13 protein-coding genes are annotated in these 11,847 nt (G+C 57.5%); 5 read left to right on the top strand and 8 right to left on the bottom strand.

The annotated features are described in order from the left end of the window. Window positions 1-7: 7 nt before the first annotated feature. Both D3878_RS05025 and D3878_RS05020 read left to right on the top strand, forming a co-directional pair. Window positions 8-646, top strand: a complete 639-nt coding sequence (locus tag D3878_RS05025; protein ID WP_119787709.1) for an OmpA family protein — start codon at window positions 8-10, stop codon at window positions 644-646. A gap of 11 nt (window positions 647-657) precedes the next feature. Further along, window positions 658-1,419 carry a DUF2894 domain-containing protein gene (locus tag D3878_RS05020; protein WP_119784477.1) on the top strand — a complete coding sequence of 254 codons (762 nt, stop codon included), beginning with the start codon at window positions 658-660 and terminating at the stop codon, window positions 1,417-1,419. A gap of 4 nt (window positions 1,420-1,423) precedes the next feature. Here the strand turns inward: D3878_RS05020 and D3878_RS05015 are convergent, their stop codons facing one another. Then, on the bottom strand, window positions 1,424-2,854 hold the full coding sequence (locus tag D3878_RS05015) for an MFS transporter (protein ID WP_119784476.1): 1,431 nt from the start codon (window positions 2,852-2,854) through the stop codon (window positions 1,424-1,426). Window positions 2,855-2,994: 140 nt separating this feature from the next. On the opposite strand from D3878_RS05015, the gene D3878_RS05010 reads away from it, so the two are divergent. Further along, on the top strand, window positions 2,995-3,891 hold the full coding sequence (locus D3878_RS05010) for a LysR family transcriptional regulator (protein WP_119784475.1): 897 nt from the start codon (window positions 2,995-2,997) through the stop codon (window positions 3,889-3,891). 35 nt (window positions 3,892-3,926) lie between these two features. Then, entirely contained in the window at window positions 3,927-5,120 is a 1,194-nt protein-coding gene (locus D3878_RS05005) for a YbfB/YjiJ family MFS transporter (protein WP_119784474.1), read from the top strand. Here D3878_RS05005 and D3878_RS05000 read toward each other — a convergent pair. The 6 genes from D3878_RS05000 to D3878_RS04975 are packed head-to-tail and all read right to left on the bottom strand — an operon-like array spanning window position 5,117 to window position 10,036. After that, window positions 5,117-6,169 carry an alpha/beta hydrolase gene (locus tag D3878_RS05000; RefSeq protein ID WP_119784473.1) on the bottom strand — a complete coding sequence of 351 codons (1,053 nt, stop codon included), beginning with the start codon at window positions 6,167-6,169 and terminating at the stop codon, window positions 5,117-5,119. The genes D3878_RS05005 and D3878_RS05000 overlap by 4 nt on opposite strands. A 45-nt stretch (window positions 6,170-6,214) precedes the next feature. Next, window positions 6,215-7,033 carry a (R)-mandelonitrile lyase gene (locus tag D3878_RS04995; protein ID WP_119787708.1) on the bottom strand — a complete coding sequence of 273 codons (819 nt, stop codon included), beginning with the start codon at window positions 7,031-7,033 and terminating at the stop codon, window positions 6,215-6,217. 11 nt (window positions 7,034-7,044) lie between these two features. After that, window positions 7,045-7,236 carry a hypothetical protein gene (locus tag D3878_RS04990; protein ID WP_119784472.1) on the bottom strand — a complete coding sequence of 64 codons (192 nt, stop codon included), beginning with the start codon at window positions 7,234-7,236 and terminating at the stop codon, window positions 7,045-7,047. A gap of 22 nt (window positions 7,237-7,258) precedes the next feature. Continuing rightward, window positions 7,259-8,416: an aldo/keto reductase gene (locus D3878_RS04985; protein ID WP_119787707.1), complete on the bottom strand. Its 1,158-nt coding sequence runs from the start codon at window positions 8,414-8,416 to the stop codon at window positions 7,259-7,261. 14 nt (window positions 8,417-8,430) lie between these two features. After that, the gene (locus D3878_RS04980; protein WP_199688086.1) at window positions 8,431-9,039 is read right to left on the bottom strand and encodes a flavodoxin; all 609 of its coding nucleotides are present in this window, start codon (window positions 9,037-9,039) and stop codon (window positions 8,431-8,433) included. 19 nt (window positions 9,040-9,058) lie between these two features. Next, the gene (locus tag D3878_RS04975; protein WP_119784470.1) at window positions 9,059-10,036 is read right to left on the bottom strand and encodes an aldo/keto reductase; all 978 of its coding nucleotides are present in this window, start codon (window positions 10,034-10,036) and stop codon (window positions 9,059-9,061) included. Between the two features lie 174 nt (window positions 10,037-10,210). Between D3878_RS04975 and D3878_RS04970 the strand changes: the two genes are divergently transcribed. Beyond that, a complete protein-coding gene (locus D3878_RS04970; RefSeq protein ID WP_119784469.1) occupies window positions 10,211-11,107 on the top strand; it encodes a LysR family transcriptional regulator in 897 nt (298 codons plus the stop codon). Between the two features lie 309 nt (window positions 11,108-11,416). On the opposite strand, the gene D3878_RS04960 is transcribed toward D3878_RS04970, so the two are convergent. Next, window positions 11,417-11,821: a VOC family protein gene (locus tag D3878_RS04960; RefSeq protein WP_119784467.1), complete on the bottom strand. Its 405-nt coding sequence runs from the start codon at window positions 11,819-11,821 to the stop codon at window positions 11,417-11,419. Between the last annotated feature and the right edge of the window lie 26 nt (window positions 11,822-11,847).

Here is an 11,847-nt window from a genome sequence, read left to right as displayed (position 1 = left end):
TAACAGCGTGGATGAAAGTGACACAGGTGTGGAACACAGCGCGCCGGTCTGGGCGGTTTTTGGCGACTTGATGTCCAGCCTGCTGGGTGCTTTTGTGCTGATATTGGTCGGTGTGGTTGCCGTTCAAATGGAATTGACATCGCACCTGCAAGACGAAGTAAAAAAGCGCCAGATCGAAGAGCAGCGCCGCATGAGCCTGGAAAAAGCCCTGGCGATTCCGCTGGCCACGGGACGCATCACCTTGAACAACGGGCGTATTGGCATCAGTGGCCAGGTCCTGTTCGCCCTCAATTCGGACCAGTTGCAGCCTGAAGGCCGGCAACTGTTAAATAGCCTGGTCATACCGCTGCGGGCTTACCTGACGGCGCGTGATGAACTGCTCATGGTAAGCGGGTTTACCGATGACAAGCCGATCCGGGGCGGCCCCTTCGCCGACAATTGGGAATTGTCGGCCCAGCGCGCGTTGACAGTCACCCGCACCTTGATCGAAGAAGGCATGCCGTCTTCCATGGTATTTGCGGCAGCCTTTGGTGCCGAGCAGCCGGTCAAGCCCAACACCGATGATGGCGCGCGTGCGCAAAACCGGCGGGTGGAAATGGCGCCCGTGCCGAAAACCGCCAATGCCCAGGCGCCGTCTCATGACTGAAGCACCGTCTCATGAATGAAGCCGATCACAGGGAAATCGCGGATGCACCACTGGATGCGCCCGCTGATTTCAGCGCGCTGATCGCTTCCCTGCGCACGGCAGGCGCGGAGCAGTTTGATCCCGTGCGCCTGCATTATATTGAAGTGCTGGCCAAACGCGCGGCAGCGTATCAGGGAGGCGTCAAGCGCATGCTCGACGCCAGGCTGGCGCAAACGCTGGCCGTGTTTAAAGAACGCCTTGATCTTGCGCGATGCGATGCCAGCGATGCCGTCGCCCGCAGTGTCCAGCAATATCCCCATGCGGCCAACGATCTGCAGCGGCTTTTTGTCGCCGGCGATTTCAAGGGATTGCGACGCTTTATCGCCACCCTGAAGACCAGCGAACAATCCGCCACTCTAGGGGCGCTGGTGCGCCAACTTGAGCAACATGTGCCGGAAAATGCGGATGTGCAGAATGTGCAGGATGTACATTCGGCGGCGCATGCTGGATTGCGTGTCGAACTGAAAACCATACAGCGCTTCAGAAATACCTGGTCAAAACTGAGCGTTGACAAGCAGTTGACACAGGCACTGGAGCAAGCGCCAAAGAATGCCGGGCCCATCAATTCGCATATGCTGGTGCTGCGTTCCCTGGCATTGATGCGCGATATCTCGCCTGATTATCTCAACCGGTTCATGTCTTACGCCGATACCTTGCTATGCCTCGATCAACACGAGAAAGAAAAGCAGGGCAATGCAAAAAAGCCTGCGGTGGCGAAAGCGGCGAAAAAATAGTCCGTCAATCGCGCCAGTGATGGCTTGCAAAAGCGATGGCAAGGGCTGCGAAGACCAGCACCGCCGCGACGGTGAAGGTCATCTGCATGCCGTTTGCAACCGCCTCAGGACGTGCTGTCATCATGTCGGTCGCAGCCGATCCGAAAGCGAATACGGTGCCCATCACGGACGCGCCCGTGATGAGGCCGAGATTGCGCGACAGGTTGAGCAGCCCGGAGATGACGCCGCGCTGGTCCGGTCGAATATCCGTCATAACGGCAGTGTTGTTGGCCGCCTGGAACAGCGCATAGCCGGCGGTGATGATAACGAGCGGGAGGAGGTAGCCCGGGATGCCGAAATGCGTCGGCACCATGGGCAGGATGGAGGCGCCGGCTGCCATGCCGATCAGTCCGGCAAGCGTCATGCGGTGCGCGCCAAAGCGGTCCACGATGCGGCCGGCCGGCACGCCCGTCAATGCGGCGACAAGCGGGCCAACCGACAGGACGAGCCCGACACGGGCTACGTCAAGCCCGAGCGCGCCGGAGAGATAGAAGGGCCCGACCACCAGCGTTGCCATCACCACGGTCGTGACCAGGGCGCTCATGACAAAACCCGCGCCCAGCACCGGATTGCGGAACATCGCCAGCTGGATCAACGGCGTCCTGGCCTTTGTCTCGGCGCGCACGAACAGGGCGGCGCCGACTGCCGCCGCCAACAGCAGCGCCACGTTGCGCAGGCCGAAATTGCCGCGCCCCGTCGTCATGGCAAGCGCGTAAGCTGCGAGCGTCATGGCAAGCAACAGCGTGCCCACGTGGTCGAAGCCGGTCCGCGCCGTTTGCGCCGCGCGGCGATCGACGGGCAGGAAGCGATACGCGAGCAGCAGCGTCAGGATGCCCAGCGGCGGATTGACTAAGAAGATCGCAGGCCAACCGAACCCGGCAATCAGGACGCCGCCGAGCGAGGGACCGAGTGCGGTACCAATCGCGGACATCGTGCCGAGCAGCCCCATGGCGCTACCGGTCTTGTCCTTTGGTATGGTTTCGCCGATAAATGCCATCGTGAGGGCCATCATGATGGCGGCGCCCAAGCCCTGCAGCGCCCGGGCGGCAATCAGCATGCAAAGCGTGGGCGCGACGGCGCACAGGACCGAGGCTGTCGTGAACAGAAAGATGCCGGCCAGTAGCAGCCGCCGGCGGCCGATGAGGTCGCCGAGGCGTCCGACGCTGACGATCAGGGTGGTGATGGCAAGAAGATAGGCAAGGACGACCCACTGGACTTGCTGGAAGGAGGCGTTGAATGCCTGCGCCAATGTCGGCAAGCCGACATTGGCGATGCTGGTGCCCAGCGAGGCGAGCAGCATGGAGAGCGAAAGACTGGCGAGCCCCCAGCGTACCGACGGCGTGGGCTCCAAACTTCCGGCTGCTGCCTCGGCGCGTTTTGCCGGGATTGGCTTCATGATGAACTCCGCTTATTTGGCAAATGTAATGGATCTACCTGAACCATACGCGCTTGCCTGGCATGGCGGAAGACGCACCATTTGCACTTTATTCGTGCGTTTGACGCCATATCATGGACCAACTGCGCTAAAATTCCTGCATGTCGACCCCGGATTTCAACTTGCTGGTCACCCTGGATGTGCTGCTCGCGGAAGGCAACGTGGCGCGCGCAGCACAGCGTCTGCGGCTTAGCCCATCGGCGATGAGCCGGGCACTGGCGCGCCTGCGGGAGACCACCGGCGATCCGCTGCTGGTCAGAGCCGGGCGAGGCCTCGTGCCTACCCCGCGCGCACTCGAACTGCGCGAGCGGGTCAGCCAGCTCGTTCAGGATGCGCAAGCGGTTTTGCGCCCTGCCGAGACACTCAATCTCAAACAGCTTGTCAGGACGTTTACGCTGCGTACCCGCGAAGGCTTTGTCGAGAATTTCGGACCGGATCTCATTGCGCGCGTCGGCGCGGAGGCGCCTGGCGTGCGGCTCTGCTTCGTGCAGAAACAGGACAAAGAGAGCCGCTCCCTGCGCGACGGGACGGTCGATCTGGAGACCGGCGTGGTCGGGGACGTGATGAGTCCGGAAGTGCGCACGCGGGTGTTGTTCCGCGACCGTTTCATTGGCGTTGCGCGCGCCGGGCACGCGCTGAGTCGGGGCAAGATCACGCCTGCCCGTTATGCGGCTGGCCGGCACATCGGCATCTCGCGGCGCGGCCTCGCGGAAGGGCCGATCGATGCAGCCCTGAAAGCGTTCGGGCTGGAACGGCAGATTGCCACCATCGTCGGCGGCTTTTCGGCTGCGCTGGCGCTTGCCCGCGCCTCCGATCTGATCGCCACCGTGCCCGAACGACACACCGGAAATTTGCGCGTGGGAATGCATAGTTTTCCCCTGCCATTCCCCGCACCGGAAGTTATCATTTCAATGCTCTGGCACCCGCGAATGGATGCCGATCCGGCGCATCGCTGGCTGCGCGGCCTCGTCCTGGACATTTGCGCTGCGACGCGCTGACTATTATTTTGCTCCCATGAATTCTAGTAAGTGCCATGGATACGACCCTGGATAAAAAAACAGACAGTGACCGGAGCACGTTGCCGATCCTCGTAGGCGGCATCATTTCCCTGGCAGTTGCCATGGGCATTGGGCGATTTGCATTTACACCGCTGATGCCTCTGATGCTTCGGGACGGAATCATCGACATTGCAGCCGGCACAGAATGGGCCGCGGCCAATTACATTGGTTATTTGATCGGTGCGTTAAGTGCGTCCAGATTCGCAAAGAATACGCGGCGCGGCATGATGCTTGGACTGCTGGGTATCGGTATCACGACCCTGGGCATTGTGTTTGCAGGTGCCACCTTTACATGGTTGGGCACGATTCTGCGGGGCGCAGCGGGCATTTTCAGCGCCTGGGTATTGGTATGTACTTCCGGCTGGTGCCTCAATGCACTCGCCGCGAGGAGGGCGTCGAAACAGGGTAGCTGGATTTACACCGGGGTCGGTCTGGGCATCACTGTGACGGGTGTACTGACGTGGCTTGGCGGACAGCGATCTGCATCCTCTCTCTGGCTTGCACTGGGCGTATTGGCGTGTGCTGGAACAGTGCTGGCCATGGTCTGCATGAAAGATCGCTTATCTGTCGTCAGCACGCCGGTGCCGCCCACGATTGCAACGAGTGTGCCCGACGGCCGGCAAGGAAATGCCGCGCTGGTGATTTGCTATGGCACTTTCGGCTTTGGCTACATCATCCCTGCAACGTTTCTGCCGACAATGGCAAGGCAGTTGTCCTCGGATCCACAGATATTCGGTCTAACCTGGCCCATCTTCGGATTGGCCGCAGCAGTCTCCGTTGCGCTTGTGTCGCGCTGGATGTCTGGCTGGAAGCGGACGCACGTGTGGGCGCTGGCACAAGGGTGCATGGCGCTTGGCACGCTGTTACCGCTGTTCGTGAATTCCTTATGGTCCATCGCTGTATCCGCCGTGCTGGTCGGGGGTACTTTTATGGTTGCGACGATGGCCGGGTTACAGTTGGCGCGCGAAAGAATGCCTGCTGACCCGACCATGCTCCTTGGACGGATGACCGCCGGATTTGCGGCGGGCCAGATCATCGGCCCGCTGGTAGTCCGTTCAATCGGCCCGGGCGAAATTGCTGGATGGGATGCATTCAGCTGGGCGAACGCGATGGCCACAGTATTGCTCGCCGTGACAGCGGTATGGTTATGGCGCATGGATCGTTCCTAAAGATATTTGCCGAAGAACTGGGTCAATGCACCCATGGCCTGATTTACGTATTGCGGCTTCCAATAGGTCTCGATGTGGGTGGCGCCGTCAATCAAGAAAAGCTTTTTATCCTTTGCATTGCTCGCGTCCTTGAATGCGCTCTCGCTCATATACAGTGAGTCGGCTTTGCTGCCTGCAATCATCAGCAATGGCTGATTGATCAGATCCATGTTGGTGGCAGCATCAAAATTCATTAAGTCGATCAAGCTACTCATTGTGTATTTGAAGGTCGAATTCGGATGGGCATGGGTCTTCCAGTAGTATGCATAGCCCTGGCGATACAGATCAAATGGCAGCTTGGCGATTTGTTCGTCGGTCAGATTAGCATCGCCTGCATAGATAACCTGGCCTCCGGCCGCTTCTTGCGCACGCGCATCGGATGCTTGCTTTATGCGCTCCTGTATGGACGATAGTTGCGAATCCATGTAGCCGTTACGTCTAACCCGGCCGGAATTGAACATGCTCAAAGTAGCGATGGATTTGAATCGTTTGTCGGTTTGCGCCGCCTTTAATGAATAACCGCCGCCGCCACAAAGTCCAAGTAAACCTAGTCGGCTGGCATCCGCACCCGCATATTGCGTGATGAAGTCAGCCATACCGTGAATGTCCTCGCTCCGGTTTGCCGGCTTATCCACTTGGCGAGGCATACCGCCGCTCGCGCCTTGATACGCGGCATCGGCAGTGATGGTGATGTAGCCTTGTTCTGCCAAACGTTGGGCATACAGTCCAGCGACTTGCTCTTTCACGCCACCATTTGGATGTGCTACGACCACCGTCGGATATTTCCTGTTTGGGGTGTAGTTTGCTGGCGTATACACGTTGGCAGCAATATCCAGGCCATTCAGCTTATAGGTCACCGGATGAATATTGACCTTACCTTTTACGTTTTCGGTAATCGCGCCGTCATAAGCAAGCGTGAATGGGTTCTTTTTATAGTCCGCGGCCGCCGCGCCGCTTGAAATGCCGATGGCTGCGGTCATTAGCGTTGCATTCAAAAGTTTAAGCTTCATTTGGAAATTCCTGTCTTAATAAAAAATGTGTCCGGTGATCGATGATTACTTGGCCGGTGTTTTCTGGAATACCTCTTTGGCGACAGCGACTGCAGTGACAGCGCTAGGCCAGCCAGCATAGAACGCTAGGTGAGTGATCGACTCGATGATTTCATCTTGCGTCACGCCGTTATCGCGTGCTCTTGTGATGTGAGAGCGAAGCTGGTCGGGCCGATTCATGGCGATCAGTGCGCTGATCGTTGCCAGGCTACGATCTCGCTTGGAAAGTCCTGGGCGTTCCCATACATCTGCATACAGAACGTCGTCAGTGAGCTGGGCAAGTTTGGGAGAAATATTCCCATACATTTTCTGGGCTGGCGTGGGTTGCGTAGTCTTGCCTTGGGCCGGTTTCGGTTGAATACCGTACTGCGCATCACTCACCTTCTCCATCCATTCGACGGTCTTTCCTTCAAGGGCCTCAGCGATGGCTACATGTGCCACGGGCGTCGTTGCTGAGGCTCCATGCCAATGTTTGACACCAGGCGGAATCCATACGGTGTCACCTTGCTTGATTTCCTGCCTTGGCCCGTTCCAGTGCTGAACGAAGCCGGTGCCTGAGGTGACAATCAGTGTTTGGCCCAAGGGGTGGGTATGCCAGGCCGTACGCGCGCCAGGTTCAAAAGTAACAGTCGCACCACCGACACGCGCCGGACTCGTTCCCTGAAAACGCGAATCGATCCGCACTGCGCCCGTGAAGTTTTCTGCAGGGCCTGAAGCGGACGGTTGTGAGCCGAACCGTGTGACTTTCACCGCCTGTATCTCCTCTGCCAGCGACAGCGAAGCTACTGGAAGGAATGCGATTACTGCTGCCGAAAGTAATTTCATTGTTGCTGCTTTCATTCAGTGTGTGCGTGGATGCGATATTGAGAGCACGTCGCCTCGAACAACTCGATCAGGCCGAGTAGATTACTCATCCGCTGCTGTTGCTCATCCGTCGTGCCCGTTTCCCAAAGACGATCGAATTCGTCAACCGCCGAGCGATACCCGGCAATGGAAGTGATGGGCGGCGGCGGATTTGCTTTAGTCATGGATCAGCTTTCCTGTACCTAGTCAGCTCTTCGGAGGCGCCTCGACGTCTGAGAACACCTGGACTGCGTCTGGCAACCGTGCCCCACGGATTTGGATGGCGGACACGGACCGGTTTAACTCGGTAAGTTCCGCCGCACTGAAACGAACCGAGGCTGCGCCGATGTTCTCAATCATATGGGGCATCTGAGTGGTTCCGGGGATGGGAACGATCCATGGTTTCTGAGCCATCAACCAGGCCAGCGCAGTTTGTGCGGGAGTGGCCTGCTTGCGCGCTGCCCAGGTCGTCAATAACTCGACGAGCGCCAGGTTATTAGGCAGGTTCGCAGGGGCGAACCGGGACTCAATCTTGCGAATATCGCCATCAGCGAACCGCGTGTTGGCATCAATGGCACCTGTCAGGAATCCAACCCCGAGTGGGCTCCAGGGAACAAAGCCGATTCCCAGTTCCTGGCAGAGAGGGATCACGCTTTTTTCCGGGCCACGCCATAGCATCGAATATTCATTCTGAACCGCACTGACGGGCAACGCGGCGTGCGCGCGGCGCAGGGTATTTAACCCCATCTCGGACAGGCCCCAGTGCAGGACTTTGCCCTGCGTCATCAGGTCCTTGACGGCGCCGGCCACATCCTCAATCGGGACTTGCGGATCAACCCGGTGCTGGTACAGCAAATCGATGCGGTCGGTCCGCAACCGTTTCAGCATCCCCTCGACGACCAGCTTGATGTGTTCTGGCCGGCTGTTCAGTCCCGGAAGCCGCTTGCCGGTCTCCTGCTCAATGTTCCAGCCGAACTTGGTTGCGATCACGACCTTGTTTCTGAAAGGCGCCACGCCTTCGCCCAGGATCCGTTCCACCTCATGCGGACCGTAAGCCTCGGCCGCATCGTAAAAGGTGACGCCTCTGTCATACGCTGTGCGAATGATGTTGAGCATTTCAGGCCGGCTCGGCACCGTCGTCTGATAGGTGCGGCTCATGTTCTGCACACCAAGACCGACGCTGGAGACTTCCAGTGCCCCAAGTTTGCGGCGTCCCGTCAGGTTCGCTGAAGCAGGGCTCGATGAGGCGCCAGCCTTGGGGGGAGCTTTCTCCTGGGTGTGTCCGACAAGTGGCGCTGCAGCCAGGCTTCCGGCTGCAAGCAGGAACCTACGGCGATTTCCTTGTGTATCTGGTTTAGTTGCCATGTCTATTCTCCTTTTCATTTAGTCTTGATTTTTTCCAGCCAGCTCGTTACGCGCGTAAGGGTCTGCCTTTCCTGATCGGCCTGCATGGTAAAGCCGGCATCAAGCAGTCGTGCTTTGGGAGCATGAGCAGCAACGACGGACAAGCTGCTACCAAGTCCGTAGCCGCCATGTGTGATAAACGGAATCAGGGTCTTGCCTGCCAGGTCATGGCTTGCCAAGAATGCACGGATCACGGGAGGTGCGGTTTCACCCCAGATCGGAAATCCCAGGAATATGGTTTTGTAGCTCGCCATATTCGGAACACTTTCTTTGAGAGCGGGCCGGTACCCGCTGTCACGTTCTTTGCGGGCCTGCTCGACTGCTTGCTCGTAGTCGTCGGGATATGGCGTGGCAGGCTGGATCTCATAAAGCGCCGTGCCCAATGCCCGATGAATCTGACCGGCGATTACGCGGGTATTTCCACTTCTAGAGAAGAAGGCGACCAGTATATTGCCGGCGGAGCGTTGACTGGCATTCGATTGACCAGCATTCTGCGCCGCGAGTGCGACCTTGGTGTCCGCAATAATGGGCAACAACATGGAAGCCAGGATGTTTCTCCGAGATATGGAACCGCGATCTTTCATATTGGACTTCGTTAAACGATTAGCGTCCGACGCGCGCCTGCAGGGGCGCTGGATAGCGGTCGCCCTGAATATTAATGTGCGAAAAGGCCGCGTCGATATTGTTTACTTCGTCTGGCGTCAGTTCCACATTGGCGGCGCCGATGTTTTCTTCTAGACGATGTAACTTAGTGGTGCCTGGAATCTGCACAATCCAGGGCTTTTGTGCCAGCAGCCAGGCCAGTGCAATCTGTGCGCGGGTGGCATGCTTGCTCGCGGCAATGTCGCCCAACAGGTCGACCAGTGCCTGATTCGCCTTGCGTGCCTCTTCCGCGAAGCGAGGCACTATGTTGCGGAAATCCTTGCTGTCGAATTGGGTGTTTTCGTTGATAGCACCCGTCAAGAAACCTTTGCCTAACGGGCTGAACGACACGAAACCGATGCCCAGTTCCTCCAGTGCCGGCAAAATTTCCTTCTCGGGTTCCCGCCACCACAATGAATATTCACTTTGCAAAGCGGCTATAGGCTGCACTGCGTGGGCGCGGCGGATTGTGGCGACGCCTGCTTCCGACAAGCCAAAATGCTTGACCTTGCCTTGCCGGATCAAGTCCTTTACCGTGCCGGCGACATCTTCAATCGGCACGTCCGGATCAACACGGTGCTGGTAGAACAGATCGATGCGATCGGTCTTCAATCGTTTCAACGACGTCTCGGCGACTTGTCTGATCCGCTCGGGGCGGCTATCCTGCCCGGCAGTGGAGTCCCCATTCTTGAAGCCGAACTTGGTGGCAATGACCACCTTGTCCCGATAGGGTGCCAAGGCTTCGCCAGCCAGTTCCTCGTTCGGTCCATAGGCTTCTGCCGTATCGAAAAAAGTCACACCTTGCTCGACAGCAGCATGAATCAGCTTGATTGCATCTTGCTTGTCGGTTGCGGGACCATATCCGTAGCTCAAGCCCATACAGCCGAGGCCAATTGCTGAAACTCTCAGGTCGGTGTTTCCAAGTTGGCGCTGTTTCATTCTTACTCTCCATCCGGATGTCGAAGGTGCTATTCGGTGCAATGGCAGAACGAGCTGCTCCAAAAGCTCTAAGACATCATCAGCAATGTCGCTTTGTCGACTACTACTGTAGACAATACAACTCGATTTGATAATCCCATATAATCTGCATGAACTATTAAGAATGGCTAAATAATGGCACGAGAAAACTTTAATGATCTTTTGGCTTTCGTCGCGGTTGCCCGTGAAGGAAGTTTTACCCGCGCAGCAGCGCAACTTGGTATATCACCGTCGGCATTGAGCCAAACAATCAGTGGACTTGAGTCAAGGCTGAGTATTCGCTTACTAGCTAGAACGACCCGCAAAGTTTCACCGACCGATGCAGGTGAAAGGCTGCTGGCAACCTTGGCGCCACGGTTTGAAGAGATTGAGGCTGAGTTGGCGGCCTTAAGCGAACTGCGTGATAAGCCTGCAGGGACTGTTCGCCTTACCGCATCCGAGCACGCATCCAATGCGATCCTCATGCCGACCTTGGCAAAGTTCCTGCCGAAATATCCGGACATTAAGGTCGAGATCAACTCGGAAAACAGGTTGGTCGATATTGTCGAGCAGCGGTTCGACGCCGGCGTGCGGCTCGGGGAGCAAGTAGCGAAAGATATGGTCGCTGTGCGCATCGGCCCAGATGTGCAAATGGTAGTTGTCGGGTCGCCTGCCTACTTTGCGAAGCGCTCGCCGCCCAAGACACCTCAGGATTTGACTGATCACATTTGTATTAATCTCCGTTTACCAACCTTGGGCGGGCTGTACGCATGGGAAATGAAGAAAGGGAAGCGTGAGCTGAATGTGCGCGTTGACGGGCAACTTGTCGTGAACGGCGTGTCGCAAATGCTCAAGGCATCTGTGGCGGGCCTAGGTTTGGGCTTTATGCTTGAGGATTTCGTGAGAGAAGAGGTCGCTAGAGGCCGGTTGATACAAGTTCTTGAAGACTGGAGTCCGACTTTTTCAGGTTATCACTTGTATTATCCAAGCCGGCGGCAGCCTTCGCCTGCATTCGCGTTGTTGGTCGACGCATTGCGCTACCAGGTCCGATGAAATGGATTGGGCCGTAAGGACTCGGGAATGTCCGCTATGGGTGTGCGCCGTGATAAGGCGATGTTGTTCCAGTGGGTGCAAGCCCCACCCGGCGAAGTGCTCCCGCTGGAAGCAACCGGAGCAGCCGTGGAGGTAACGAAGCGGCTGAAGCCTTCGGCGAAGCGTGTCACGAAATACGGTGACAGCGCGAGTGAGCAGGCCGTAACGCGAGTGAACGCTGAGCAAGCCTCGAAAAGGACGATGCACAGGCCGACCCGACGACCCTTTCGGTGAAGGCTGATACGACGGAACGGATCGATCGGGACCTACTCATCTAATGGGTTGGCCGATGCCAAGGAGGTTGCCCTCGCTGTCTTTAAACCAAGCACCTCTCTCGCCTACGCCACCCTTCGACGGATAGTTTCCTTTAATCTCAGCGATTCCATTGATGGTCTTGAGGCCGGGAAGATCGTATTCTTCGAATACTACTCCCCGGTGCCGCAACTCGTCGACGGTTGCCTGGATGTCATCGACCTCCCAGCCCATTTGTGTATGAGTGCCGGACGCCGAGCCAGACGACTGGAAAAGTACGAAGTAGCTATTGCCGCACTTGTAGCGGAGGCCGCCGGGTCGTTCTTCGACCGGATCAAGGCCAAGCGTGCTCGAGTAGAAGGATCTCGCTCGTGAGAGGTCTTGCGCCGGAATCCTAACCGCGACGTCACTGTTTTGTAGCATGGAACACTCTCCTGGGAACATACTTA

The sequence above is a fragment of the Noviherbaspirillum sedimenti genome (assembly GCF_003590835.1).
Taxonomy (GTDB): domain Bacteria; phylum Pseudomonadota; class Gammaproteobacteria; order Burkholderiales; family Burkholderiaceae_D; genus Paucimonas; species Paucimonas sedimenti.
The sequence above is the reverse complement of the archived record's forward strand: the minus strand, read 5'-3'. Positions and strand labels throughout refer to the sequence as shown.